Genomic DNA, 24,761 nt, shown 5'->3' with positions numbered 1-24,761 from the left:
TCCCGATTGGCCTCTTGTGTCCGGCCGCGGCTTGGCCGATGAACGGGTGTGCGTCATGCCGCCGTCACAATGGCGGCAGACCGCGTGCAGGCAAACCATAGTCCCAGCGGCCAAGCGGCAGAGGGGGTAAGGTTTCTGCCTGCTCCCGGCACCGGCGTCCCCTTGCGTAGAATGGCGCTATGGAATCCAGCATTTTCCGATTCATCCTTCGGCACAGCGTCCGTCAGCAGATCGTGCTGACACTGATGACCCTGGCGTCCTTTCCCTTCCTCTACGCCTCGCTCGACCTTCCGAAGAGGATCGTCAACGAGGCGATCGCCGGGAAGAAGCTGCCGGAGTCCTTCCTAGGCTTCCATCTCGATCAGGTCAGCTATCTGTTCGTCCTATGCGGACTGTTCCTGACTTTGGTGCTGGTCAACGGCGCGTTCAAGTACGTCATCAACACCTACAAGGGCCGGCTGGGCGAGCGGATGCTGCGCCGCCTGCGGTACGAGCTGTACGTTCGCGTCCTGCGCTTCCCCCTGCCCCGCTTCCGCAAGATGTCGCCCGGGGAGATCATCCCCATGATCACGGCGGAGGTGGAGCCGCTGGGCGGCTTCATCGGGGACGCCATCGCCATCCCGGTGTTCCAGGGCGGCACCCTGCTGGTCTACATCGCCTTCATCTTCGTCCAGGACCCGGTTCTGGGGGCAGCGGCGGTGTCGCTGTACCCGTTCCAAGGCTGGCTCATCCCACGGCTGCAGCGCAAGGTCAATCAGCTTGGCAAACAGCGCGTACGTGCCATGCGCCAGATCGCCGACCGCATCGGCGAGACGGTGTCCGGCATCCAGGAGGTGCACACCCACAACACCGCGTCCTGGCATCTCGCCGATCTCAGTCACCGTCTGGGCGACGTGTACCGCATCCGTTTCGAGATTTACCAAAGAAAGTTTTTTGTCAAATTTCTAAACAATTTCATAAACCAGCTGACCCCGTTCTTCTTCTACTCGATCGGCGGTTATCTGGTGATCCATGGTCAGCTGTCCTTCGGCGCGCTGGTCGCGGTGCTGGCCGCCTACAAGGACTTGGCCGCTCCTTGGAAGGAGCTTCTCGACTGGTACCAGCAGAAGGAGGACAACCGAATCAAGTACGAGCAGGTGGTGGAGCAGTTCCACGTTCCCGACCTGCTGGCCGAACGCCTGCTGCGCGAGGAGGAGGACGTGCCGTTCAAGGGCAGCCTGTCCTTCCGCAACGTCGCGTTCGGGGAGGACGGCGGGTCGCCCATCCTGGAGGGGGTGACCTGCGACATCCCGCTGGACGGCCACACTGCGCTGATCGGCGTCGGCTCCGGGCGGGACGAGCTGGCGCAGCTCGCCGCGCGCGTGCTGCTGCCCTCGTCGGGCCAGATCCGGCTGGGCGAGCGCGACTATGCGGAGCTGCCCGAGAGCGTGACCGGGCGGCGCGCCGCCTATGTCGGCGCCACCCCCTACCTGTTCTCGGCCTCGCTCTACGACAACCTCGTCTACGGGCTGCGCCACCGGCCGCTGCGTGAGAACGGCGACGGTGAGGAAGCGGCGGAGCGGCGCAAGAGCCGGATGGCCGAGTCGGTGCTGTCCGGCAACGCCACCGACGACGTGGACGCCGACTGGATCGACTACGCCGCCGCCGGCTGCGACGGGCCGGAGGACCTGAAGGCCCGCATCCTGCGCGTGGTGACGATGGTCTCGCTTCAGGACGATGTGTACGGCATGGGTCTCAACCGCACCGTCGACCCGGAGCGGCGCCCCGACGTGGCCGCCCGCGTGCTGGAGGCGCGCGACGCCATGCGCGCCACGATGCTGAACAACCCGGACCTGGGGCGGCTGGTGGAGCGCTTCGACCCCGACCGCTACACCGTGAACGCCACGCTGGCGGAAAATCTGCTGTTCGGCACGCCGGTCGGCCCGATCTTCCAGACCGACGCGCTGGCCTCCAACCCCTACATGCTGCATGTGCTGGACAAGGTGGGGCTGACCGACACCATCCTGGAAACCGGCCACAAGGTGGCGGAAACCATGGTCGAGCTGTTCGCCGGCCTGCCGCCCGGCCACGAGTTCTTCGAGCGCTTCTCCTTCATCGGCTTCGCCGAGCTGCCGGAATATCAGGGCATCCTGGCGCGCACCGCGAAGGAGGGGCTGGGCGCGCTGCGGCCCGAGGAGCGGACGCGGCTGATGACCCTGCCCTTCAAGCTGATCGGCGCCCGCCACCGTTTGGGTCTGATGACCCCGGACCTGGAGAAGAAGCTCTTGCAGGCGCGGCACCTCTTCGCCAGCGACCTGCCGGCGGACCTGAAGCACGCCGTCGCCTTCTTCGACCCGGAGGCCTACAACGCCGCGGCCAGCATCCAGGACAACATCCTGTTCGGCAAGATGGTCTACGGGCAGGCGCAGGTGCAATCCAAGGTGGGCCGCATCGTGGCGGATCTGGTGGACCAGCTTCACCTGCGCGACACCATCGTCGAGGTCGGGCTGGACCATCCCGTGGGGGTCGCCGGGTCGCGCCTGTCCGCGGCGCAGCGCCAGAAGGCGGCGCTGGCCCGCGCCCTGCTGAAGCGGCCGGACCTGCTGGTGCTGAGCGAGGCGACCAGCGGCCTGGACACCAGCAGCCAGACCAAGGTGCATTCGGCCATCATGGGGGAACGCAAAGGATGTGGTCTTGTGTGGGTTCTGCACCGCGCCGGCTTGGCACGGGCGTTCGAGCGAGTCATTGTAATGAAGGACGGGCGAATCGCCGAACATGGGCGCTTCGACGAGTTGAACAGGCCCGGTACGTTGTTGCATGAATTGGTGTCCGCCGAATAAGGCCGGCGGCGTTGAGGAGGCAGACGGCATGAGCATCGCCGAAGAAGTCAATTGCCTGCGCAGGATTCCCCTGTTCGCCAACATCGACACTGCCAAGCTCAAGCTTCTCGCCTTCACCAGCGAACGGTTGAGCTTCCGGTCCGGCGACATCCTGTTCGAGCAGGACGAGATGGGCACCTGCGCCTACATCCTGCTGCGCGGGGAGGCGGAGGTGATCGTGACCGGCCCCGGCGGGCCGCTGGCCGTCGCGACGCTGGGGTCCAACGAGATCGTCGGCGAGATCGCCATCCTGTGCGACGTGCCGCGCACCGCCACCGTCCGTGCCAGCACCGACCTGGAAGCGCTGTGCGTGCCAAAGGACCATTTCCTTCAGATGATCGCCGACTTCCCGCAGATGGGGCTGGAGATCATGCGTTCCCTGGCCCACCGCCTGGAGCAGACGACGACGCGCCTGCGCGAGGTGCTGGCCGCCCGGGCGATCTGACAACTCATGCATGTTCTTTTCCACGTCCAGCATCTGCTGGGCATCGGCCACGACCGCCGCGCCGCGCTGATCACCCGGGGACTGGCCGAGGCGGGCGTCGCCGTCACCGTGCTGCGCGGCGGGCATCCGGTGCCGGGGATCGATTACGGCCCGGCGGCGGAGATCGTCCAGCTCCCCCCCGCCCGCGCCGCCGACAGCGGCTTCAAGACCCTGCTCGACGAGCACGACCGGCCCATCGACGACGCGTGGCGCGCCCGGCGCCGCGCCGCGGTTCTGGAAACCCATGAGCGGGTACGGCCCGACGCGCTGCTGATCGAATCCTTCCCCTTCGGGCGCCGCGCTTTCCGGTTCGAGCTTCTGCCGCTGCTGGAGGCCGCCAAGGCCGGCGGGGCGGTCACCGCCGCGTCGGTGCGCGACATCCTGGTGACCAAGGCCAAGCCGGAGCGGCTGGAGGAAACCGTTTCGACGGTGGAACGGCTGTTCGACCATGTGCTGGTCCATGGCGACCCGGAGCTGATCCCCTTCGCGGCGACCTTCCCAGCCGCCGCGCGGATCGCCGACCGCATCCGCTACACCGGTTACGTCGCGGCCCCGCAGGGCGGCGCTGCGACCGGCGCCGACGGCACCGGCGAGGTGATCGTGTCGGTGGGCGGCGGCGCGGTCGGCCTGCCGCTGCTGCGGGCGGCCCTGGCGGTGCGTGCGTCAACTCCCGCTGGACTTGACGCACCCTGGCGCCTGCTGGCCGGTCCGGACGTGCCGGAGGCGGATTTCCGCGCGCTCGCCGCCGCGGCACCGCCGGGCACCGTCGTGGAGCGGGCGCGGCCAGACTTCCCCGCCCTGCTCCGCCGCTGCCGCCTGTCGATCAGCCAGGCCGGCTACAACACCGCGCTCGACGTGCTCCAGGCCGGCTGCCGGGCGGTCGTCGTTCCCTTCGCCGCGGGCAGCGAGACGGAGCAGGCCACCCGTGCCCGCCTGCTGGAGGAGCGGGGCCGGCTGGCCGTGGTCGACGAAGCCATCCTGACCCCGGAAACCTTGGCCGCGGGCGTTGCCAGGGCGCTCGCCCTGCCCCCGGCGCCGGCCATCCCGCTGCGCCTGGACGGTGCCGCCGCCACCGCCCGGCTGCTGTTGGACGCGGTGGCCTACCGCCAAGGCAACAGTCGCTAAGCCAATCAAGACGCTTGGATTTTTCCGGTGCGGGGGCCATGCTGGGGCTGATCCCCTGCCTCGGCCCAGCCTTGCGATGACCATGACCGCCCCTTCCGACAGCCCGCCGCGCGCCGGTTGGGACGCGTTGACCGCCGAGCTGGACGCCTGGGCCGCCGCCGGGCGCACCGCCACCCTCTGGTGGCGTGACGACGACGCCGTCGAGCCGACGCCAGCGCTCGACCGGATGGTCGCCCTGTCCGTCGAGACCGGGGCGCCGCTGGCCCTGGCCGTCATCCCCGCCGGGGTCACGGACGCCCTCGCCCCCGTTGTGGACGCGGCCCCCACCGTCACGGTGCTTCAGCATGGCTGGTCGCACACCAACCACGCCGCTCCCCCCGCGAAGAAGGCGGAACTTGGCGCGGACCGGCCCGCCGCCGCTGTGCTGGCGGAACTGGCCGAGGGGCGGAACGTGCTGGACCGTCGGTTCGGGCCGCGCGCCCTGCCCGTTCTGGTGCCGCCCTGGAACCGCATCGCGCCCGGCGTGGCCGCGGGCCTGCCCAGTGCGGGCTTCGCCGGCCTGTCGGTGTTCGGGCCGAGACGTGTGTCAACCGTCAACATGATGTGTGTCAATACACACATCGATCCGGTGGCCTGGAAGGACGGCAAGCGCTTCCTGGGCGACGTGGAGTCGCTGGGCATGACGGTCGCCCATCTGCGCGCCCGGCGGCTGGGCGCGGTGGACGCGGCGGAGGCGACCGGCCTGCTGACGCATCATTTGGCGATGGACGGTGAAACCTGGGCCTTCACCGCGCGTTTCCTGACCGTGACCCGCCGCCACCCGGCGGCTCGTTGGCTGCCCGCTGATACCTTGTTCGCCGCAGAAGGACTTCGCTGAGACATGGCCGAGCTGCCCATGGCCAGACCCTCGACCGGAGAGACGCCGAGCGTCGCGGAGATGCGCTACCCCGCCGGGGCGCTCGCCGGCGACTACGCGCGGGCCGGGGCGGGGCTGGCGCTGACGGTGCTGCCGCTGGCCTTCCTGCCCGTCATCCCCTGGATCGCCGTGCCGCTGGCGGCCTGCGCGCTGCTGTTCGCGGTCTTCGCGGCGCGCACCCTGCAACGCCAGCTGACCCGCCTGACCATGGACGGCGAGGGCTTGCGGGCCGACGGGCCGCTGGGCGGCGCCATCCGCTGGGACGCGCTGTCCGGGCTGAAGCTGCGCTATTACGCGACCAGGCGGGGGCGCGACGACGGCTGGATGCAGGCGGCGCTGACCGGTGGCGGCAAGACCCTGCGCTTCGACAGCAACCTGGAGGGCTTCGACGCGGTGATCGAACAGGCCGCCCTCGCCGCCGGGCGCAACGGCGTGGCGCTGACCCCGGTGACGGTGGACAATCTGATCGCTCTCGGCATCGAGCCGCCGGAGGACCCCAACGAAAAGAGGCCGGCGCCATGAGCCGCACGCTGCTCCGGGTGGAGGACCTGAAGGTCGATTTCCAGGTGCCGGGCGGCGTGGTCCATGCGGTGCGCGGCGTGTCCTTCCGGGTGCGGGCGGGGTCCACCGTCGCCCTGGTCGGGGAATCCGGCTCGGGCAAGTCGGTGGCGGCGCAGTCGATCCTGCGCATCCTGCCCCGCAACGCCGCCATCGCGGGCGGGACAATCCTGTTCGACGACGGAATCGTCAGCGAGGGCCCAGTAAACAAGAGTGGTGGCCCTGTCGACATCGCCGGGCTGAAGGCCGACGGCACGGCGATGCGGGCGCTGCGCGGTGGCCGCATCTCGATCATCTTCCAGGAGCCGATGACCTCGCTGTCGCCCCTGCACACGGTGGGCGACCAGGTGGGCGAGGCGGTGCGGCTGCACCAGCGGGTGACCGCCCGGCAGGCCCGCGCGCAAGCCGAGGACATGCTGCGCCGGGTGCGTTTCCCCGACCCGAAGCGGGCGCTGGACACCTACCCGTTCGAGCTGTCGGGCGGCCTGCGCCAGCGCGCGATGATCGCCATGGCGCTGGTCTGCCGCCCTGCCCTGCTGATCGCTGACGAGCCGACGACCGCGCTGGACGTCACCATCCAGGCGCAGATCCTGAAGCTGATCAAGGACCTCCAGGCCGATCTCGGGATGGCCGTCCTGCTCATCACCCACGACTTGGGGGTGGTCGCCAACCTCGCCGACGAGGTGGTGGTGATGCACCGCGGTCGGATCATGGAATCCGGCACCCGCGAGGACATCTTCGCCGATCCCCGCCATCCCTACCTGAAGGCGCTGCTGCGCGCCGTTCCGCGCTTCCACATGGCGCCGGGGGAACGGCTGGCGCCGATCCGCTCGATTACCTCGCAGGGCGGCAGCCTGCTGGAGAAGGATCACCAGCCCTGGCCGCCCGGCGCCGACGCGGCGGGGCCGCTGCTGGTGGTGGAGGGGGTGCGCAAGCGCTACGGCGCGCGCAAGGCCGGCTGGTTCGGCGCCAAGGCCGGGGCCGGCACGCTGGCGGTGGACGATGTCAGCTTCGCCATCGCGCGCGGCGAATGCGTCGGGCTGGTCGGCGAGTCGGGCTGCGGCAAGACCACCCTGTCGAAGATCCTGATGCGCGCCCTGACTCCAGACGCCGGCGGAGTGCGCTTCAACGACCATGGCCGGATCGTCGACGTGCTGGGGCTGGAGGGCGCCGCGCTGACCGCCTTCCGCCGCAAGGTGCAGTTCGTCTTCCAGGACCCCTTCGGTTCCCTGAACCCGCGGATGACCGTCTTCGACATCATTGAAGAACCGCTGGTCATCCACGGCATCGGCGACGAGGCGGAGCGCGCCGCGCGGGTCAAGGAGCTGATGGGGCTGGTCGGGCTGGACGCGCGGCATCTGCGTCGCTACCCGCACAGCTTCTCCGGCGGCCAGCGCCAGCGCATCGGCATCGCCCGTGCGCTGGCCCTGCGGCCCGAGCTTCTGCTGCTCGACGAGCCGGTGTCGGCGCTCGACGTGTCGATCCAGGCGCAGGTTCTCAATCTGCTGAAGGACCTGAAGGAACGGCTCGGCCTGACCTACCTGTTCGTCAGCCACAATCTGGCTGTGGTGGACTACATGGCCGACCGCATTCTGGTGATGTGCCGCGGCCGCATCGTCGAGTCGGCGCCGCGCGAGGCGCTGTTCCGCAACCCGGTCCACCCCTACACCCGCGCCCTGCTGGCCGCCGTGCCGGAACCGGACCCCAGCCGCCCGCTGTCGCTGACCGACCTGGAGGAAGGCCGCGCCTCCGACCCCGCGCGCTGGCCGGCCCCCTTCACCATCGACGAGGACCACCAGCCCCATCTGGTCGATCTCGGCGGCGGCCATTGCGTGCGCGCCGACGCCGCCGTCCGCGTGCGGGAGGTGGCGTGATGAGGCTGGCCCGCCCCGCCCTGCTGCTGCTTGCCTTCCTCGGACTCAGCGCCTTCGACGCGGTCGAGACGCCGATGCTGGAGAACGCGGTCGGCGCCGGATCGCTGCCGCCGGTGGAGAAGCGGCTGCCGCTCACCCCCCTGGTCGAGCCGATGGACCGGCCCTGGCAATCGCCGGGGCGCCACGGCGGCGACCTGCGCCTGCTGATGGCGCGGACCAAGGACACGCGGCTGATCTACGTCTACAGCTACGCCCGGCTGGTCGCGCTGACCCCGAGCCTGCGCATCGTCCCCGACATCCTGGAGCGGGTGGATGTGGAGGAAGGGCGGATCTTCACCTTCACGCTGCGCCGCGGCCACCGCTGGTCGGACGGCCATCCCTTCACGGCGGAGGACTTCCGCTACTGGTGGGAGGACATGGCCAACAACCCCAAGCGCTCCCCCGGCGGGCCGCCGCCGGAGATGATGGTGGCCGGGGAAGCGCCCAAGTTCGAGGTGCTGGACGCCGCGGCGGTGCGCTACACGTGGACCCGCCCCAACCCCTTCTTCCTGCCGATGCTGGCCGGGGCCAAGCCGGTGGAGATCTACGCCCCGGCCCATTACCTGCGGCGCTTCCACCCCCGCTTCACCGAGCCGCTGGAGCTGAAGCAGCGCGTGGAGGCGGAGCGGCAGAAAAGCTGGCAGCAGCTTCACAACCGCAAGGACAATCTGACCGAGTTCGACAACCCGGACCTGCCCACCCTGCAGCCCTGGGTTCCGACAACCGCTCCGCCCGCGGAACGTTTCATTTTCGTAAGAAACCCCTATTTCCATCGGGTGGACCCGGCGGGGCGGCAGTTGCCCTACATCGACCGGGTCATCATGACGGTGGCCGACGCCAAGATCATCCCGGCCAAGACGGGGGCGGGCGAGAGCGACCTCCAGGCACGCTACCTGCGGTTCGACAACTACACCTTCCTGAAGCAGGGGGCGAAGCGCAACGACCAACGGGTCACGCTGTGGCGCACCGGCATCGGGGCGCAGGTGGCGCTGTTCCCCAACCTGAACTGCAACGACCCGGTGTGGCGCGCGCTGAACCGCGACGTGCGCTACCGCCGCGCCCTGTCGCTGGCCATCGACCGCGAGGAGATGAACCAGGTCATCTATTACGGCCTCGCCATCCCGTCCAACAACACGCTCTTGGAGGTCTCGCCCCTGTGGGTGCCGGCCTACCGCGACCGCTGGGCGCAGTTCGACGTCCGGCAGGCCAACCGGCTGCTCGACGAAATCGGCCTGACCAAGCGCGACGTCAACGGCGTCCGCCTGCTGCCCGACGGCCGCCCGCTGGAGATCGTCGTGGAGACGGCCGGGGAAAGCACGGAGGAGACCGACGCGCTGGAGTTGATCGCCGACGGCTGGCGGCGCGTCGGGGCGCGGCTCTACATCCGCTCCTCGCAGCTCGACGTGTTCCGCAACCGCATCTTCGCCGGCGACACCTGCATGTCCATCTCGCGCGGGCTGGACAACGCCATCGCCACTGCGGACATGAGCCCGGCCGAGCTGGTGCCGGTCGATCAGGCCAAGTACCAGTGGCCGAAATGGGGCCAGTTCTTCCAGACCATGGGCAAGGACGGCGAGCGCCCCGACATGCCCGAGGCGCGCGACCTGCTGGAGGCCTTCCGCGCCTGGCGCGACGCCCCGGACGAGGCGGGTCGGGCGGCGGCCTGGACGCGCATCCTGACGCTCAACGCCGAGCAGGTCTTCACCATCGGCACGGTCGCCGGGGTGCCGCAGCCGGTGGTGGCGCGCCGCACCCTGCGCAACGTGCCGGAGGAGGGTCTGTTCAACTACGACCCCGGCGCGCATTTCGGGCTGTACCGGCCCGACGGCTTCTGGTTCGACGGAAAGGGGTGAGGCCATGCTGGGCTACGTGATCCGCCGCATCCTCATCATGATCCCGACGCTGCTGGCGATCAGCGTCATCACCTTTGTCATCATCCAGCTTCCCCCCGGCGACTATCTGACCACGCTGGTCAACGAGATGCAGAGTCGGGGCGAGAGCATGGACCAGGGCCGGCTGGCCATGCTGCGCGAGACCTACGGGCTCGACCGGCCCATGTATGAGCAGTACGCGCTGTGGCTGGCCGGGATGCTGCGCGGCGACTTCGGCTATTCCTTCGAATACAACCTGCCGGTGTCGGACGTGGTGGGCGACCGGCTGTCGCTGACCGCCATCGTGTCCTTCGCGACCATCCTGTTCATCTGGGTGGTGTCCTTCCCCATCGGCATCTATTCGGCGACGCGGCAGTACAGCCTGGGCGACTACGTCCTGACCTTCCTCGGCTTCCTGGGTCTCGCGACGCCCAGCTTCCTGCTGGCGCTGGTGATGCTGTACTTCGCCAACGTGTGGTTCGGCACCTCGATCGGCGGGCTGATGGACCCGCGCTACATCGGCCAGCCCTGGAGCTGGGGCAAGGCGATGAGCGTGTTCGAGCACATGTGGATTCCGGTGATCGTCATCGGCACCGCCGGCACCGCCGCGATGATCCGCCGCCTGCGCGCCAACCTGCTGGACGAGCTGCACAAGCCCTACGTCGTCACTGCCCGGGCCAAGGGCCTGCCGCCGGGGCGGGCGCTGGTGAAATACCCGCTGCGGGTCGCGCTGAACCCCTTCGTGTCGGACATCGGCAACCTGCTGCCGCAGGTCGTCTCCGGCGCCGCCATCGTGTCGGTGGTGATGTCGCTGCCGACGACGGGGCCGATGCTGCTCCAGGCGCTGCGCAGCCAGGACATGTATCTGGCCGGGTCCTTCCTGATGTTCCTGGCGGTGCTGACGGTGATCGGCGTCTTCCTGTCCGATCTGGCGCTGGCCGCGCTCGACCCGCGCATCCGCCTGAGCGGGGGAGCCAGCCGATGAGCGCGCTTCCGACCCAGACGCCCCTGCCCCACACCGTCGACACCGCCCCCTGGGACCCCGACGAGGTCGAGCGGCTGTCGCCCGAGCAGGAGCGCTTCACCACCGCCTCGCAATGGCGGATGGTCTGGTGGAAGCTGCGGCGGCACAAGCTGGCGGTGGCGTCGGGCATCGTGCTGCTGCTGCTCTACGCCTCGACCCTGGTCAGCGAGGTCCTGGCGCCCTACGCGGTGGACAGCCGCAATTCCCACTTCATCCACGCCCCGCCGCAGACCGTGCACCTGTTCCACGAGGGGCAGTTCGTCGGCCCCTTCGTCTACGGCTACAGCTACCGGCTGGACATGGAGATCCTGAAACGGGACTACACGCCCGACCCCACGAAGGTGCAGCCGATCCGCTTCTTCTGCCGCGGCGACCGCTACGAGTTCTGGGGGCTGGTGGAGAGCGACTGGCACCTCGCCTGCCCGGCCGACGGCGGGACGCTGTTCCTGATGGGCACCGACCGGCTGGGGCGGGACCTGCTGTCGCGGATGATCTACGGGACGCGCATCTCGCTGACCATCGGGCTGATCGGCGTCGCGGTCAGCTTCGTGCTGGGCATCGTGATCGGCGGCATCGCCGGCTATTACGGCGGCTGGGTGGACAACCTGATCCAGCGGCTGATCGAGATCATCCGCTCCTTCCCCGAGCTGCCGCTGTGGATGGCCCTGTCCGCCGCCTTGCCCGTCACCTGGAACCCGATCTTCATCTATTTCGGGATCACGGTGATCCTGGGCCTTCTGGAATGGACGGGCCTCGCCCGCGCCGTGCGGTCCAAGCTGCTGGCCCTGCGCGAGGAGGACTTCACCACCGCCGCCCAGCTCATGGGGGCCAGCCCGGCGCGCATCATCGGGCGGCACCTGCTGCCCAGCTTCATGAGCCACCTGATCGCCTCGGCGACGCTGGCGATTCCGGGCATGATCCTGGGCGAGACGGCGCTGAGCTTCCTCGGCCTCGGCCTGCGCCCGCCGATCACCAGCTGGGGGGTGCTGCTGACCGAGGCGCAGAACATCAACGTGGTGGCGCTGTACCCCTGGCTGATGTTGCCGGTGCTGCCGGTGATCGTGACCGTGCTGAGCTTCAACTTCCTCGGCGACGGACTGCGGGACGCCGCGGACCCGTATCGGTAAAGCTCAGGGCTTCTTCTTCGCCGCAGGCTCCGGCTGCTCCTTGAGGGAGGCCAGCACCATGCGGACACGGGCGAGGTCGGCGTCACCGCCCTTCGCGGGGGTGGAGGCGGGCGCGGCCTTGGCCGGAGTACGCTTCGGCGGGGTGGGCTCCGCCGCCGCGACCTGCGTCCGCGGTGCGGTGGGAGCGGGCTTGGCGGCGACCGCCTTGCCCGACGCGGCCTTCGCCGGGGTCGCCCTGGCCTCAAGGATGCGGGGATCGCCGCTCTTCGGACTCCAGGTGCGGACCGGGCCGGTGTCCACATGGACGTGGCCGGTGTGGGGATAGAGCGCGTAGCCGCCGCGCTGCAGGGCTGCGGCCTCGTCGGCGAGGCGGCGGGGCGGGACGCCGGGAATGGAGATGTCGGCGGCCTGGCCGCGGAGGTGATAGCTGTTCTCCGCCACATTCGGGTTGCTGCGGGCCAGCGTGACGTTGGTCAGCGGCGAGCGGTAGCCCGAGGTGATGTGGACCGGCGTGTCGGCGTCGGCGCCGCAGCGGTCCCGCAGGTCGGCCAGAAGCTCCACCAGGGTGGGATCGACGGGCACCGTCTCGCCGGTGCGGCGGTCGCGGAACAGGCTGGCGATGCGGTCCAGAGCTTGAGGATCATAGCCGTCGGCGCGGCGGTAGGTGACGCTGACCGTCTCGCCGCTGGCGGGATGGTGCAGGACGATCGAACGGGGGCCGCCCTCGAACGAGGCCTGGGAACCCGGAGTGGAGGCGCAGCCGGCGAGCGTTCCGCCGGCGAGCAGGCCCAGCAACGATAAGCGCAGAAGATGCCGCATGCGTCTCCCCAGAGTTCTCTCTGCGGTTGCAGGCGGTTTTCATACCATAATTGTCACACGATCCGGCAGTGACAACGGGCCACGGGACGCGAACGGAGGCTTGGCCGTGTCCTTGGCGCATCACTGTCCAAGGGGATAGTTGTCGATCAGAGGGGAAGCGCCATGCCTTCGCGGGCAACCAGCGTGCCGGGGCGCCGGGCTTCGGCGGCGGTGGCGATGACGTCCAGGTCGGCATCGCTGCGCCGGGGGTCGTGATGGAAGATGACCGCGCGCTTCACATCGGCCTCGTCGGCGATGCGCAGGCACTCCTCCCAGGTCGAATGGCCCCAGCCGATGCGGGCGGCGTATTCGTCGTCGGTGTAGGTGCAGTCGTAGATCAGCAGGTCGCTGCCGCGCACCAGCTCCATCACGGCGGGGTCGCGGCCCTCGGCGGGATGCTCGGTGTCGGTGACGTAGCACAGGCTGCGCCCGGCGAACTCCACGCGGTAGCCGGTGGCCCCGTCCGGATGGTTCAGCGCGGCGGTGCGCACGGTGACTCCCGGTTTCACCGCCAGCGTCTCGCCGCTGACGAAATCATGGAAGGTGCAGTCGGCCCGGAAGATCTCCACCGGCACCGGGAACAGCGGTGCCGACATCATGCATTCCAGGACGGAGCGCATCGTCCGCTCCCGCTCCAGATGACCGGCCCTGATCCGCACGCGGCTCGCCGCGTCGAAGGCCGGCGCGAAGAAGGGCAGGCCGCAGATGTGGTCGAGGTGGCTGTGGGTCAACAGCAGATCGACGTCCACCGGCTCCCCCTGGCGCATCAGCGTTTCGCCCAGCGGGCGCAAGCCGGTGCCGGCGTCGAGGACCAAGAGAGCGTTCCCGCAGCGCAGCTCGACGCAGGGGGTGTTGCCGCCGTAGCGGACCGTGTCCGGCCCCGGGGAGGCGATGCTGCCGCGCACGCCCCAGAAGCGAACGGTGAAGTCCGGCGGGGTGTCAGGCGCACCGGAACAGGCGTCGGAAACGGTTCGTGCCGTCATGGTACCGACAATTTGGCGGTAGGACCCTCGCGAGTCGAGTGAAAAGGTTGTTTCACGAAACGACCCTCCGGCGCGTCCATAAGCCGGTCCGCCTCGATGGAAGGGGGGACGGCGCGAGACGGGGGTAGGAGGAAAAGGCGTGCCGCACCGCCGAGATGTGGAGATGCCCAATCCAATAAGATGTGGTAGTTTGCGCCCGTTCGCCCATCGACGCGAAAAATCGCCTCCGGACCCCGACCCCTCGGATGGACCCAGACAAACTCGCCAAAGTCCTTGCCATGGCCGAGTCGGAGCATCAGGGCGAGGCCCAGTCCGCTCTGCGCGCCGCGCGCATCATGCTGTCGAGGGCCGGCCTGTCGTTCCGCGATCTTGCCCGCGGTGCCCGTCCGGTCTCCACCACCCCGGAACCGCCGCCCGCCGCCAGTGCCCCGCCGCCCGACCGTCCGCCGCCGCCCGACCAGCTCGTCCACGGCTTGCGCCGACAGGTGCGCGATCTGGAGCTGGAGGTGGCCGGGCTGAAGCGGCAGCTTGAAAAGAGCAACGGCGACATGGAGCGCCAGAGGGAGGAGGTCGACCGCTGGCGCGGCCTCGCCCGCGAGACCGCGGAAAAGCTCTGGGACCTCGGCAAGGCGCTGGAGCGCAAGCACAGCCGCCACACCAGCCTGGACAAGCGCCGCGCCATCCTCGACTTGTTGCAGGACCCCAACAGCGCCCTGCTGGCCGATCATGAGATCGCGCGGCGGGTGGGCACCTCGCCCAAGCTGGTCGCCCATTGGCGGCGCCGGCTGGCCATCGTCGGGCGCAAGATCCGCCTGCTGCCCGTGGTGCCGCGCGGCCGCGGCCTGTGGGGCGGCGGGCGTCCGGCCGGACCGGCCCGCGGCGGCGCGGCCCTGGAGAACAAGCGCCAGCGCTGGATGGGCTATCCGGTCGCCGTCACCATCTCGGACCGGTCAGGACCGCTCGGCAAGCGGCCCTGACGCGGCGTTCCCAGTTTCAATTGGACGATCCGTTCCCACCGGACGTCGCGCTGCCCATATCCGCTGGTGCCTGGGCGCTGGGCGAGCGATCGGTCACCGCGACGCGCCAGACGGTGTTCGACAGGTCGTCGGCGACGATCAGCGCGCCCTTGGGGTCCACGGTGACGCCGACCGGCCGGCCGTAGGTGTGGCCGTCCTCGCCCATGAAGCCGGTCACCACCTCGACCGGATCGCCGGAGGGTGCGCCGTCGCGGAAGGGGACGAAGATCACCTTGTAGCCGCTGGGCACGCTGCGGTTCCAACTGCCATGTTCGCCGACGAACACGCCGTCGGCGAAGCGCTCGCCCATCACCGGCGAGGAGAAGGCCACGCCCAGGGCCGCAACGTGCGATCCCAGGCTGTAGTCCGGCTTGATCGCCGCGGCGACCAGCTCAGGCTTCTGCGGCTGGGCGCGCGGGTCGACGTTCTGGCCCCAATAGCTGAAGGGCCAGCCGTAGAAGCCGCCTTCACGGACCGAGGTCAGGTAATCGGGGACGAGGTTGGGGCCAAGCTCGTCGCGCTCGTTGACCACCGCCCACAGTGTGCCCGTTCCCGGCTGGATGGCCAGCGCGGTGGGGTTGCGCAAGCCCGTGGCGTAGGGCCGGTGCGCGCCCGTCCGCGCGTCGATCTCCCAGACCATCGCGCGGTCGGCCTCGGCGGGCATCCCGCGTTCCGTGATGTTGCTGTTGGAGCCGATGCCGACATAGAGGAACCGCCCGTCCGGGCTGGCCGCCAGCGACTTGGTCCAGTGATGGTTGATGTAGGAGGGCAGGTCGGTGACCTTCTCCGGCGGCCCCTCGGCGCGGGTCTGGCCCTCGCGGTAGGGGAAGCGCACCAGCGCGTCCTGGTTCGCGACGTAGATCTGGCCGTTCACGAACGCCAGCCCGTAGGGCGCGTTCAGATGGTCGGCGAAGACCGTGCGCTCCTCGTATTGCCCATCGCCGTCGGCGTCGCGCAGCAGGGTGATGCGGTTGCCGCTGGGAACCGAGGTTGTGCCCTTGGCCTTGATGATGCCGGCGATGAAGTCCTTGGGCCGCAGCGGCGGGGCCGAGCCGCCCCGGCCTTCGGCGACCAGGATGTCACCGTTGGGAAGGACGAGGGTCTGGCGCGGAATGCCGAGGTCGGTGGCGATCGCCGTGACGGTGAAGCCCTCCGGCACGGTCGGTTTCCGGTCCCCCCAGGAGGCGGGGTTGGCGATCTTCATGCTGGGCAGCAGACCGTGCTGCTGCTCCGGCAGCGGCGGGTTGGCGCCGTACACGGGCTGCGACGGGTTGTTGTCGTCGCAGGCGGTCAGCAGGGCGACGAGCGCGGCGGCGGCCAGCAGGCTAGTGCGTTTCATCGCGTCTCTCCCATCGGACGGCTCATGCCGAAGCTGGAGAAGCCGAACCAAGTCGCCAGGAGGGCGGTCACGGCGACGGCCGCCGACAGGATCAGGCCCTCCGGCATGATTCCCCAGGCGTCCCGCGCGTGCACGAAGGCGTTGACGAGGCCGAGCGCGACGGTGACGAGCAGCAGGACGAAGTAGACGAGCCCGCGGCCGCGGCGCCGGCCGGCGCGGAACAGGTCGATGAAGGCCCAGAGGAGCGAGAAACCGGCGAAGACCATGCCGCCGGCGATCAGCCAGGCGGCGAAGTTGCTCCACTGGATCTCGAAGCTCCTGGAATAGGCGATGTCGCAGAGCAGGCCCCCCAGGAACAGCGGAAGGGAGGCGGCAAGCAGCACCGCGTGCAAGGGATGGATGGCCCTTGCCGGCCTGCCGTGATCGACGATGGCTACCAAGACGTCATCTCCTTGCCCGACGGGGGTCCGTGCCGCGGCGGCCCGGAAATCAATCTTTTCAATGGGCAGGGATGAGGATGGTTCCGCGCCGCGGCAGGCCGGCGGTCGCCTGACCGGGGATCAGGGCACCAGACGGTAGCCGCCGGGCTCCGTCACCAGGATCTCGGCGTTGGACGGGTCACGCTCGATCTTCTGGCGCAGGCGGTAGACGTGGGTTTCCAGCGTGTGGGTGGTGACCCCGGCGTTGTAGCCCCACACCTCACCCAGCAGGGTCTCGCGCCCGATCACCGCGCCGCCGGCCCGGTACAGGTATTTCAGGATCGCCGTTTCCTTCTCGGTCAGGCGGATCTTGCGGGCGCCGCCGTCGGCGAGGAGCAGCTTGCCCGCCGGGCGGAAGCTGTAGGGGCCGATGGCGAAGACGGCGTCCTCGCTCTGTTCGTGGACGCGGAGCTGGGCGCGCAGCCGGGCCAGCAGCACCCCCATGCGGAAGGGCTTGGTGACGTAGTCGCTGGCCCCGGAATCGAGCCCGAGGATGGTGTCGGCGTCGGAGGCCGCCGCGGTCAGCATGATGACCGGGCAGCGCACCCCCTCGCGCCGCAGCAGGCGGCACAGGTCGCGCCCGTCCATGTCCGGCAGCCCGACGTCGAGCAGGATGGCGGCGAAACCGCCCTCCCGCGCCACGGCCAGGGCCGAGGCGCCGTCTCCGGCCTCCACCGTCTCGAATTCCTCCAGAAGCTGGAGCTGCTCGGCGAGGGACTGCCGGAGGGCGGTGTCGTCGTCGATCAGAAGGATGCGTTTCGCAAGCGTCATTCGGGGGCGTTCACCGGTGGCTCCGGGCGCGGAACTTATCATGGCCCGCGCGGGATTGCCCTAGACTTATCGGAAAGGCCTGAGCATGGCACAACCCGGCTTCGCCCGCACCGGCGGCGGTTTCCAGCATCGTTGCGCCGTCGGCAACGGTGTGGCGCGCGGGATTTGCTGGACAGGGGTGCGCCACCTGCGCTTTGCTTCCCGCGCTCTCCGACCCATGTCGGGATCTTTCGCCCTTCGGGGCGCAGCACGCGAAGCCTCCGTTATGTACGCCGACGCCCCTTCCGACTCCGCCCCGCCCGAAGCCGTCCTGCCCATGGACGAAGCCGCCATGCGCGCGGTGGACCGGGCCACGGCCGCCCTGCGCCGGGGCGAGGCCGTCGCCATCGAGACCGCCGACGGCAGCGTCGGCGCCGCGGTGTCGGTGGAATCCGTGGCGATCGACGCCGTGCAGCGGCTGGTGCAGCTGACCGGCGCCGCGCCGGTCCTGGCCGTCACCCGCCGCCGCGCCACGGTGCTGAAGCTGATGGGTGAGGGGACGGGCGTCGTCGCCCTGTCGCTTCCCCGCTGCCTGACCGCGGACGAGGCCCACGCGCTGGCCGACCCCGAACACCGCCCGGACGGGGCGATGCCGGAGGGCCTGACCGCCACGGCCATGGACCCCGGGTCGCGGGAAACGGCGGCGGTGGACCTTGCCCGGCTGGCGCGTCTGCTGCCGGCAGCCATCGTCGCCCCCGCTACTGAACACACGGCCACCGGCCACACCGGCAGCGCCGGGGAATGGGCGGCGAAGCACGACCTGCTGCTGGTCCGCGCCCGCGACATCGCCGACTACCGTGTCCATGTGGTGCGCACGCTGCGCCGGGTGGCCGAGGCCCGCGTCCCGCTGTCCGGCGCCGAGAACACCAGCATCGCCGCCTTCCGCCCCATCGACGGCGGGCCGGAGCATCTGGCGATCATCGTCGGCAACCCGGTCGCGGGCGAGCCGGTGCTGGCCCGCCTGCATTCGGAATGCTTCACCGGCGACCTGCTGGGCAGCTTGCGCTGCGACTGCGGCCAGCAGCTGCGCGGCGCCATCGCCGAGATCGCCCGGCAGGGCAGCGGCGTCCTGCTCTATCTGGCGCAGGAGGGGCGGGGGATCGGCCTCGTCAACAAGCTGCGCGCCTACCGCATCCAGGACCGCGGCTTCGACACGGTGGACGCCAACGAGATTCTCGGCTTCGAGGCGGACGAGCGGGTCTATCTGCCGGCGGCGGAGATGTTGCGGCAGTTGGGCTTCACCGCCGTGCGGCTGATGACCAATAACCCGGAGAAGCTGCGCCAGCTCGCCCGCTGCGGGATCGAGGTGGTCGAGCGCGTTCCCCATATCTTCCCGTCCAACGGCCACAACGAAGGCTATCTGCGCACCAAGGCGGAGCGCAGCGGGCATATGTTCTGAGACCACATCTCCTGAGAATCGATTCTTCAGGGGGCAGGAAACGCCCCTTGCCCGGCAGATCTTGCCGGGTCGCCGTCCGGACCCATGCCGAAAGCGCCCGAGACGACGGGATTCCAGCCCAGGGAACTGGCACACCGGTTGCTTAGGACAGGGCTGGACACCGCGACGGGAGACCGCCCATGGCCATCGACGCCACCACCATCGACGCAGCCGCCGCTTCGCGGCCGGTGCAGCGCGAGCGGTCGCCGGGCCAAGCGACGCCCGCCCTGACGGTCATGGAGAGCCGGGACAGCCCTGACCGGTACGAGGCCGAGGCCGATATGTCCTTCGGCGACTTCCTGGACATCATCAACCCGCTCCAGCACATCCCCATCGTCAACACCGTTTACCGGGAGATCACCGGCGACACCATCAGGCCGTCGTCCAAGGTCATCGGCGGCATTCTGTTCGGCGGCCCACTGGGCGGCATGGCGTCCATCGCCAACGCGGTGGTGGAACAGGCCCAGGGCAAGGACATCGGCGGGCAGATCATGGCCTCGCTCGGCTTCGACGGGGACGCCGCTGCCAGCCATCCGCCCGCCGGCACCGCCGGAGCCACCGCGGTCGCCACCCTGCCGGACTCCGCCGCCGGCACCTCGGCACCGGCCATGGCCGCTGCGGCGCCGGCCGCCCAGCCGGCCCGCACCGTCACGGCGGAGCTGCCGGACGCCAAGCGGCCCGCAGCGCCGCCTCATGGGGTGGGGGCGGCGGAGGGCGGGTCCGGGCGCGATGGCCTGACGGACACGCCGCACCCCTCGCGGATGCCGGCGCGCGACACCCCGCTGGCGAACAGCCTGATGGCCAAATACGCCGCCAAGCCGCACCCCTCCACCATCGGCTTCGCCGCCACCGCGGCTCCCTCCGGCTTCCGCAAACCCGCGGAGGCGCCGGCGGCGGCCCAACCGGACGCCGTGGCCGGTACCGGGGCGGCGAATGTGCCAACGAACACGCCGGCGCAGGCGAACGCCGCCCCGGCGGCGGCCAACAGCAATGCCTTTGCACCCGTGACGCCGGACATGCTGTCTGAGACGATGATGCGCAATCTGGCCAAGTACGAGCAGGGCCGGCGGGCCGCGCAGACCCCGGCGCCCAGCTTGCGGGTGTCGGGCTGAGCGCAATGACCCCAGAAACGGACAGGGCGGAAACGGACAGGCCGGAAACGGGCGAGGGAAGGGCGATGGAGATCACGGTTCGTCTTGCGGACCCGCCGTCCGATGGCCGTCTTGACTGGCCCGGCGGCTCGTTCCGCTGCGTTCTCGGCCGCGGCGGCATCCGCTCCGACAAGCGGGAGGGCGACGGCGCCACCCCGGTCGGCCGCTTCGCGCTGCGCCGCGTGCTGTGGCGCGACGACCGTCTGGAGCGGCCCGAGACGGGCTTGCCGGCATCGCCCATTGCGCCAGACGACGGCTGGTGCGACGACCCTGCGGATCCCGCCTACAACCATCCGGTCAAGCGCCCCTACGCCGCCAGCCACGAGGAGCTGTGGCGCGACGACCATGTCTACGACGTCATCGTGGTGATGGGACACAACGACGATCCGGTGGTGCCGGGTCTGGGCAGCGCCGTGTTCATGCATGTGGCGCGGCCCGACCAGGCGCCGACGGCGGGCTGCGTCGCGCTGCCCCTGCCGGACCTGCTGCGGCTTCTCAAGGATTGCGCGCCGGGCACCGCACTGACCGTGGCGGACCCGGCGGAATAGGCGGCGCTATCCGGCGGCGGGGGTGGGGCGGGCGCCGAAGATCGCCGTGCCGACCCGCACATGGGTGGCGCCGAAGCGGATCGCCGTCTCGTAATCGCCGCTCATCCCCATGCTGACCTCGGGCAGGCCGGCGCGGCGCGCCATGTCGGCGAGCAGGGCGAAGTGCATCGCCGGCTCCTCGTCCACCGGCGGGATGCACATCAGGCCGGTCACCGGCAGGTTCCAGCTGTCGCGGCAGGCGGCCAGAAAGGCGTCCAGCTCCGCCGGGGGAATGCCGGCCTTCTGCGGCTCCTCGCCGGTGTTGACCTCGATCAGGCAGCGCGGGCGGCGCCCGCTGCGCGCCATCTCCTCGGCCAGGGCCTCGGCCAGCTTGGGCCGGTCCACTGTCTGGATCACGTCGAACAGGGCCACCGCGTCCTTGACCTTGTTGGTCTGGAGCGGGCCGATCAGGTGCAGTTCCAGGTCCGGAAAGCGCTCGCGCAGTGCGGGGAACTTCGCCTTGGCCTCCTGCACGCGGTTCTCGCCGAAGACGCGCTGGCTGGCGGCCAGGGCCTCCTCCACCGCCTCGACCGGGTGGGTCTTGGAAACGGCGACCAGCGTCACCGCGCCGGGATCGCGCCCGCTGGCGGCGCAGCCGTCCTGGATGGAGCGGCGGACGGACTCGAGCCGGGCTGTGACGGTGGCGTCTGGTGTGTCGGTGTGCGAAGCGGACATGCCGGTCCTCCCCCTTTTATGGCGCCTGCCTGTACAGGAACCGGAGGGCGTGGTAACGGACGGGCCGACGAAACGCAAGCACCCCGAGGAGAACAAGGCATGCGTGGTTGGATGCGTCCCCTGATCCTGTCGGCGCTGATTCTGGGGGCCGCCCCGTTCACGGCCGGCAACGCCCTTGCCCAAGGCACCGGGAACCCAAACGCCGGAAGCCAGAATGGCGGCAAGCCCGCCGCCGGCAAGGAAGCTCCCAAGACGGCGGCGGGGTCGGCCATCGCCCAGGCGCCCTTCGCCGTGCGACCGTTCCCGCTGCAGGACGACGGCACCTACAAGGAATTCTTGGGCGCCGCCGCCGCCGACCTCAACCGGCGCTGCACCAAGCAGGAAAATTATGGTTGGGAGTTCAAGAAGGACGACGACGCCCGCCGTGACCAGATTCTCGAATCCACCCTCGGCGGCTTCCGCAAGGCTGGCTGGAAGCTGGGCGAAGTGAAGGTCCGTTCCATCCGCGATGCGGGAACCACCGCCTACACGGCGGAAAAGGCCAAGCAGCGCCTGCTGGCCGTCTGGACCCCGATGGAGGACGCGGCGATCCTGCTGCTCTGCGAGACCGAAGCGGCGCCAGCGACCAAGAAGTAAGGGTCACCGGAAAGCAAGGCCCGGCACCAAAGAAAACGGCGGCGGATGGGTATCCGCCGCCGTTTTTGTCAGAGCTGCCGCAAGGCCGATCAGAAGGCCAGGCGGGTGTCGATCATGATGATGTGCGCGCGGTCGTCCGGGTTGATGCCGCCGTTGTCGAGCGTCGTCATCTTCGAGTCGAGGTCGAGGTAGCTGTACTCCAGGCCCGTGGTCAGGCCGGGCGCGATGGTGTAGGTCACGCCGGCCTGATACAGCTCGGCCTTGACCGGGGCCACGAAGCCGGTGTTCGGGCTGGTGCCGTTCGAACGCGACTGCGAGTAGTTGGCGGCCAGGATGAACGGGCCGGTGGCGTACTGGGCGCCGACGATCCAGATGTCCTGCTTCTCCTTCACGGTCAGCGACTTGTCGTAGCCGCTGTCGCCGCTGTAGGCGTAGCTGCCGCCGATCTTGAAGTCGCCGTAGCCGACGTTCAGGCCGGCATGGACCGAGCTGAGCTTCTCGAAGCGGGTGGCGCCGACGCCAACGCCGTCATCGACCGCATCGCCGAACTGGTAGAAGGCGCTGGCCGCGACGCTGAAGCCGCCGAACTCGTTGGTGTAGGTGCCGCCGGCCTCGACGACGTCCTGGAAGCCGCCGTTGTCCTGACGACGGTTGATCGAGGTGTGCGAGTCGCCCGTGCGCGGGGTGTAGGAGACGCCGCCCTGGAAACCGGCGATGGTCGGGGTCAGGTAGATGACCTTGGTGCCGACGTCGCCCGAGGCGAAGGCGCGGAAGTTGTTGGTGGTGGTCGGCAGCAGCGAGTAGGTCTGCGAACCGGTGAGGAACTCCACCGTGTTGTTGTCCGGACCGCCGGCGATGCCCTCAACGTTCGGGCCGATGATGCCGAACTCGTCGGACAGGCCGTTGATCGTGCCGGCCTGCAGGGTGCCGAAGCCGCTGTTCACGAAGATGAAGGCGCGGTCGGAGTCCATCGTGCGGACATTGCCGGCGCCGTTGGCGGCGCGCATGCGGACGCGGCCGCCGTACTCCAGACCGTTGTCGGCCGTGGCGACCGGCGTGACGGTCACGCGGAAGCGGTTGGCGAACTCCGTCGAGCGGGTGCCTTCATCACGGTCCTGTTCGACATAGGCGCCCTGGAAGAAAGCGTCACCGCCGACCTTGACCTCGAACTTGGTCTGGGCGGAAGCCATGCCGCTGCAGGCGATGATCGCGATGGCTGCGCAGCCCGTAACAAGAGAACGCTTCATTGATGGTCCATCCTTCTAGCAGGCTCCCAAGAAGACTGGAGCCGTGCGGTTGTGCTTCCCATCAATTACTAAGCCACCCGTTCGCTCACCCGACAAGAGCGATTCGACAGTGGCAACGGTGCAACTGTAACACAGTTGCTATTCCGACACAGTTGTAAGTGTTTAGAGTATAATGGTTTTTCCCGTATGCCGTAAATATAGCACATTGCTTGTCCAGATTTTGGGCGCGATGAACAAACTTTACGCACCAAAAAGCACCAGGGCAGACGGCGAACCGGCGGGCGAAAGCGCACGGAAAAGGCGTAGCGCGACAGGCAAGGGCAGCGTGACAGGCAAGGAAGATGGGCAAAGAAAAAGGGCGGTGGCCGAAGCCACCGCCCTTCTCCATCCACGGATGACCGCAGATTAGAACGCCAGGACCGTACGGAGCAGGACGACGTGACCGTCGTTGTCCAGGTCCGCAGCGGCCGTGCTCAGGTCGCTCTCGGCCTTGAAGTAGTCATACTGAGCCTGCAGGGTCAGGCCCGGAGCGACGGTGTAGCCGGCGCCCACTTCGATGACTTCCAGGGTGCGGTCGCCAGCGGTGTAGAGGCTGCCGGCGTCCTTGCCGCTCTTGTAGTTGGCGCCGACGACGATCGGGCCAGCGGTGTACTGAGCGCCGACAACCCAGAGGCGGCTCTTCTCGTTGTCCGAGGTCGCGGTCTGGATCTGGCCCGACTCACCGAAGTCGGTGTACGAACCGCCGAGCGAGAAGCCGGCGTAGCCAAGCTGGGCACCGACCTGCCAGGCGTTCAGGTCCTCGACGCTGGCGCCGACCGTGGTCGTGCCGGCAGCGGAACCCCAGTAGTAGCCAGCGCTGGCCTTCAGCGAAACGCCGCCGAAGGTGTTGCTGTAGTTGGCGCCGACTTCGACCAGATCCTCGAACGTGGTCGAGAAGCCGCGGCCGGTGGCGGTGACCGGGGTCAGGTCAGCGCGGTTGACCGAGGCGTGCGAGTCGTCGTTGCGCGGGGTGTAGCTGGCGCCCACCTGCAGGCCGGCGAAGCGCGGCGAGAAGTACACGATCTTGGTCGCGTTGTTCTCGACGACCAGCGACTGGCTCAGCATCGAGCCGTTCAGACCGGCGAGGCCGCCACCGATGTCGGAGGTCTGGCCGATCCAGGCGGCGACGCCGTCATAGATGCCGAGCTGCAGGTAATCCTGCGGAGCGGTGACGTAGGTGGCGTCGTTGAAGGAGTTGGTCACGCCCATCTGGACCTGACCGAACGCGCCCTGCGCGAAGATGTAGCCGCGGTCGGCGTCCATCGTGCGGGCGTTGTTGGCACCCGAGTTGGCGCGCATACGGATGCGGCCACCGTACTCCAGACCGTTGTCGGCCTTGGCGGTCGGGGTCACGATGACGCGGAAGCGGTTGCGGAAGTCAACCGAACGGGCGCCCTGGTCGCGGTCTTCGTTGACGTAGCCGCCTTCGAAGTAGGCGTCGCCGCCGACCTTGACTTCAAACTTGGCCTGAGCGTTGGCAGCGCCGGCACCCAGAGCCAGAGCGGCAGCGGCGCAGCCCGCGAGCAGATAACGGTTCATGATTGTTGCCTCCATCCTGGCAGCAGAATTTTCAGCCCGGTTAACGTCCTGGCTGGCTCTGTGGTACGCAGATGCGGGGACGCCAGCA

Annotated in this window: 22 protein-coding genes; 14 read left to right on the top strand and 8 right to left on the bottom strand. The window is 69.3% G+C overall.

Annotated elements, in window-relative coordinates:
* Window positions 1–179 precede the first annotated feature (179 nt).
* From ACWPXE_RS27005 to ACWPXE_RS26965, 9 genes are all read left to right on the top strand, one after another.
* Window positions 180–2,819: an ABC transporter transmembrane domain-containing protein gene (locus ACWPXE_RS27005; protein ID WP_454020302.1), complete on the top strand. Its 2,640-nt coding sequence runs from the start codon at window positions 180–182 to the stop codon at window positions 2,817–2,819.
* A gap of 28 nt (window positions 2,820–2,847) precedes the next feature.
* Window positions 2,848–3,303, top strand: coding sequence for a cyclic nucleotide-binding domain-containing protein (locus ACWPXE_RS27000; RefSeq protein WP_454020301.1), 456 nt, complete (start codon window positions 2,848–2,850; stop codon window positions 3,301–3,303).
* Between the two features lie 6 nt (window positions 3,304–3,309).
* Window positions 3,310–4,467, top strand: a complete 1,158-nt coding sequence (locus ACWPXE_RS26995) for a glycosyltransferase family protein (RefSeq protein ID WP_454020300.1) — start codon at window positions 3,310–3,312, stop codon at window positions 4,465–4,467.
* Window positions 4,468–4,549: 82 nt separating this feature from the next.
* Window positions 4,550–5,344 (top strand): polysaccharide deacetylase family protein, encoded by a 795-nt coding sequence (locus ACWPXE_RS26990; RefSeq protein WP_454020299.1) that lies wholly within the window; start codon window positions 4,550–4,552, stop codon window positions 5,342–5,344.
* A 3-nt stretch (window positions 5,345–5,347) separates the two neighbouring features.
* Complete coding sequence (locus ACWPXE_RS26985; protein WP_454020298.1) at window positions 5,348–5,905, top strand: hypothetical protein; 558 nt, start codon at window positions 5,348–5,350, stop codon at window positions 5,903–5,905.
* Window positions 5,902–7,815, top strand: coding sequence for an ABC transporter ATP-binding protein (locus ACWPXE_RS26980; protein WP_454020297.1), 1,914 nt, complete (start codon window positions 5,902–5,904; stop codon window positions 7,813–7,815). The genes ACWPXE_RS26985 and ACWPXE_RS26980 overlap by 4 nt, the downstream gene beginning before the upstream one ends.
* On the top strand, window positions 7,815–9,707 hold the full coding sequence (locus ACWPXE_RS26975) for an ABC transporter substrate-binding protein (RefSeq protein ID WP_454020296.1): 1,893 nt from the start codon (window positions 7,815–7,817) through the stop codon (window positions 9,705–9,707). Before ACWPXE_RS26980 ends, ACWPXE_RS26975 begins: the two co-directional genes overlap by 1 nt.
* A gap of 4 nt (window positions 9,708–9,711) precedes the next feature.
* Window positions 9,712–10,710: an ABC transporter permease gene (locus ACWPXE_RS26970; RefSeq protein WP_119507538.1), complete on the top strand. Its 999-nt coding sequence runs from the start codon at window positions 9,712–9,714 to the stop codon at window positions 10,708–10,710.
* On the top strand, window positions 10,707–11,876 hold the full coding sequence (locus ACWPXE_RS26965; RefSeq protein ID WP_454020295.1) for an ABC transporter permease: 1,170 nt from the start codon (window positions 10,707–10,709) through the stop codon (window positions 11,874–11,876). Before ACWPXE_RS26970 ends, ACWPXE_RS26965 begins: the two co-directional genes overlap by 4 nt.
* Window positions 11,877–11,879: 3 nt before the next feature.
* Here ACWPXE_RS26965 and ACWPXE_RS26960 read toward each other — a convergent pair whose 3' ends face one another.
* On the bottom strand, window positions 11,880–12,695 hold the full coding sequence (locus ACWPXE_RS26960) for a DUF882 domain-containing protein (protein WP_454020294.1): 816 nt from the start codon (window positions 12,693–12,695) through the stop codon (window positions 11,880–11,882).
* Window positions 12,696–12,841: 146 nt separating this feature from the next.
* On the bottom strand, window positions 12,842–13,717 hold the full coding sequence (locus ACWPXE_RS26955) for an MBL fold metallo-hydrolase (protein ID WP_454020293.1): 876 nt from the start codon (window positions 13,715–13,717) through the stop codon (window positions 12,842–12,844).
* A 245-nt stretch (window positions 13,718–13,962) separates the two neighbouring features.
* On the opposite strand from ACWPXE_RS26955, the gene ACWPXE_RS26950 reads away from it, so the two are divergent.
* The gene (locus tag ACWPXE_RS26950) at window positions 13,963–14,694 is read left to right on the top strand and encodes a hypothetical protein (RefSeq protein WP_454020292.1); all 732 of its coding nucleotides are present in this window, start codon (window positions 13,963–13,965) and stop codon (window positions 14,692–14,694) included.
* 16 nt (window positions 14,695–14,710) lie between these two features.
* On the opposite strand, the gene ACWPXE_RS26945 is transcribed toward ACWPXE_RS26950, so the two are convergent.
* The 3 genes from ACWPXE_RS26945 to ACWPXE_RS26935 all read right to left on the bottom strand — a co-directional run bounded on the left by ACWPXE_RS26945 (window position 14,711) and on the right by ACWPXE_RS26935 (window position 17,322).
* On the bottom strand, window positions 14,711–16,072 hold the full coding sequence (locus ACWPXE_RS26945; protein ID WP_454020291.1) for a PQQ-dependent sugar dehydrogenase: 1,362 nt from the start codon (window positions 16,070–16,072) through the stop codon (window positions 14,711–14,713).
* A complete protein-coding gene (locus tag ACWPXE_RS26940) occupies window positions 16,069–16,512 on the bottom strand; it encodes a DUF2231 domain-containing protein (protein WP_454020290.1) in 444 nt (147 codons plus the stop codon). The genes ACWPXE_RS26945 and ACWPXE_RS26940 overlap by 4 nt, the downstream gene beginning before the upstream one ends.
* Window positions 16,513–16,632: 120 nt before the next feature.
* Entirely contained in the window at window positions 16,633–17,322 is a 690-nt protein-coding gene (locus tag ACWPXE_RS26935) for a response regulator transcription factor (protein ID WP_109069931.1), read from the bottom strand.
* Window positions 17,323–17,587: 265 nt separating this feature from the next.
* Here ACWPXE_RS26935 and ribA point away from each other — a divergent pair, with 265 nt between their 5' ends.
* The 3 genes from ribA to ACWPXE_RS26920 all read left to right on the top strand — a co-directional run bounded on the left by ribA (window position 17,588) and on the right by ACWPXE_RS26920 (window position 20,498).
* Entirely contained in the window at window positions 17,588–18,760 is a 1,173-nt protein-coding gene (gene ribA, locus ACWPXE_RS26930; protein WP_454020289.1) for a GTP cyclohydrolase II, read from the top strand.
* A gap of 179 nt (window positions 18,761–18,939) precedes the next feature.
* Window positions 18,940–19,911 (top strand): hypothetical protein, encoded by a 972-nt coding sequence (locus ACWPXE_RS26925; RefSeq protein ID WP_454020288.1) that lies wholly within the window; start codon window positions 18,940–18,942, stop codon window positions 19,909–19,911.
* Between the two features lie 65 nt (window positions 19,912–19,976).
* A complete protein-coding gene (locus ACWPXE_RS26920; protein WP_454020287.1) occupies window positions 19,977–20,498 on the top strand; it encodes a L,D-transpeptidase family protein in 522 nt (173 codons plus the stop codon).
* A 6-nt stretch (window positions 20,499–20,504) separates the two neighbouring features.
* Here ACWPXE_RS26920 and ACWPXE_RS26915 read toward each other — a convergent pair whose 3' ends face one another.
* Window positions 20,505–21,212, bottom strand: a complete 708-nt coding sequence (locus ACWPXE_RS26915) for a YggS family pyridoxal phosphate-dependent enzyme (protein WP_454020286.1) — start codon at window positions 21,210–21,212, stop codon at window positions 20,505–20,507.
* Window positions 21,213–21,311: 99 nt separating this feature from the next.
* Here ACWPXE_RS26915 and ACWPXE_RS26910 point away from each other — a divergent pair, with 99 nt between their 5' ends.
* Window positions 21,312–21,848, top strand: coding sequence for a hypothetical protein (locus ACWPXE_RS26910; RefSeq protein ID WP_454020285.1), 537 nt, complete (start codon window positions 21,312–21,314; stop codon window positions 21,846–21,848).
* Between the two features lie 89 nt (window positions 21,849–21,937).
* On the opposite strand, the gene ACWPXE_RS26905 is transcribed toward ACWPXE_RS26910, so the two are convergent.
* A complete protein-coding gene (locus ACWPXE_RS26905; protein WP_237904549.1) occupies window positions 21,938–23,095 on the bottom strand; it encodes a porin in 1,158 nt (385 codons plus the stop codon).
* Window positions 23,096–23,500: 405 nt separating this feature from the next.
* Window positions 23,501–24,673, bottom strand: a complete 1,173-nt coding sequence (locus tag ACWPXE_RS26900) for a porin (RefSeq protein WP_454020284.1) — start codon at window positions 24,671–24,673, stop codon at window positions 23,501–23,503.
* Between the last annotated feature and the right edge of the window lie 88 nt (window positions 24,674–24,761).

The sequence above is a fragment of the Azospirillum sp. Marseille-Q6669 genome, assembly GCF_965111635.1.
This window is presented reverse-complemented; position numbering and strand designations above follow the sequence as displayed.

What these genes read in the sequence shown, in the direction of transcription:
- ACWPXE_RS27005 (WP_454020302.1), top strand. Translation starts at nt 180, where the DNA reads ATGGAATCCAGCATTTTCCGATTCATCCTTCGGCACAGCGTCCGTCAG.
- ACWPXE_RS27000 (WP_454020301.1), top strand. Translation starts at nt 2,848, where the DNA reads ATGAGCATCGCCGAAGAAGTCAATTGCCTGCGCAGGATTCCCCTGTTC.
- ACWPXE_RS26995 (WP_454020300.1), top strand. Translation starts at nt 3,310, where the DNA reads ATGCATGTTCTTTTCCACGTCCAGCATCTGCTGGGCATCGGCCACGAC.
- ACWPXE_RS26990 (WP_454020299.1), top strand. Translation starts at nt 4,550, where the DNA reads ATGACCGCCCCTTCCGACAGCCCGCCGCGCGCCGGTTGGGACGCGTTG.
- ACWPXE_RS26985 (WP_454020298.1), top strand. Translation starts at nt 5,348, where the DNA reads ATGGCCGAGCTGCCCATGGCCAGACCCTCGACCGGAGAGACGCCGAGC.
- ACWPXE_RS26980 (WP_454020297.1), top strand. Translation starts at nt 5,902, where the DNA reads ATGAGCCGCACGCTGCTCCGGGTGGAGGACCTGAAGGTCGATTTCCAG.
- ACWPXE_RS26975 (WP_454020296.1), top strand. Translation starts at nt 7,815, where the DNA reads ATGAGGCTGGCCCGCCCCGCCCTGCTGCTGCTTGCCTTCCTCGGACTC.
- ACWPXE_RS26970 (WP_119507538.1), top strand. Translation starts at nt 9,712, where the DNA reads ATGCTGGGCTACGTGATCCGCCGCATCCTCATCATGATCCCGACGCTG.
- ACWPXE_RS26965 (WP_454020295.1), top strand. Translation starts at nt 10,707, where the DNA reads ATGAGCGCGCTTCCGACCCAGACGCCCCTGCCCCACACCGTCGACACC.
- ACWPXE_RS26960 (WP_454020294.1), bottom strand. Translation starts at nt 12,695, where the DNA reads ATGCGGCATCTTCTGCGCTTATCGTTGCTGGGCCTGCTCGCCGGCGGA.
- ACWPXE_RS26955 (WP_454020293.1), bottom strand. Translation starts at nt 13,717, where the DNA reads ATGACGGCACGAACCGTTTCCGACGCCTGTTCCGGTGCGCCTGACACC.
- ACWPXE_RS26950 (WP_454020292.1), top strand. Translation starts at nt 13,963, where the DNA reads ATGGACCCAGACAAACTCGCCAAAGTCCTTGCCATGGCCGAGTCGGAG.
- ACWPXE_RS26945 (WP_454020291.1), bottom strand. Translation starts at nt 16,072, where the DNA reads ATGAAACGCACTAGCCTGCTGGCCGCCGCCGCGCTCGTCGCCCTGCTG.
- ACWPXE_RS26935 (WP_109069931.1), bottom strand. Translation starts at nt 17,322, where the DNA reads ATGACGCTTGCGAAACGCATCCTTCTGATCGACGACGACACCGCCCTC.
- ribA (WP_454020289.1), top strand. Translation starts at nt 17,588, where the DNA reads ATGTACGCCGACGCCCCTTCCGACTCCGCCCCGCCCGAAGCCGTCCTG.
- ACWPXE_RS26925 (WP_454020288.1), top strand. Translation starts at nt 18,940, where the DNA reads ATGGCCATCGACGCCACCACCATCGACGCAGCCGCCGCTTCGCGGCCG.
- ACWPXE_RS26920 (WP_454020287.1), top strand. Translation starts at nt 19,977, where the DNA reads ATGGAGATCACGGTTCGTCTTGCGGACCCGCCGTCCGATGGCCGTCTT.
- ACWPXE_RS26915 (WP_454020286.1), bottom strand. Translation starts at nt 21,212, where the DNA reads ATGTCCGCTTCGCACACCGACACACCAGACGCCACCGTCACAGCCCGG.
- ACWPXE_RS26910 (WP_454020285.1), top strand. Translation starts at nt 21,312, where the DNA reads ATGCGTGGTTGGATGCGTCCCCTGATCCTGTCGGCGCTGATTCTGGGG.
- ACWPXE_RS26905 (WP_237904549.1), bottom strand. Translation starts at nt 23,095, where the DNA reads ATGAAGCGTTCTCTTGTTACGGGCTGCGCAGCCATCGCGATCATCGCC.
- ACWPXE_RS26900 (WP_454020284.1), bottom strand. Translation starts at nt 24,673, where the DNA reads ATGAACCGTTATCTGCTCGCGGGCTGCGCCGCTGCCGCTCTGGCTCTG.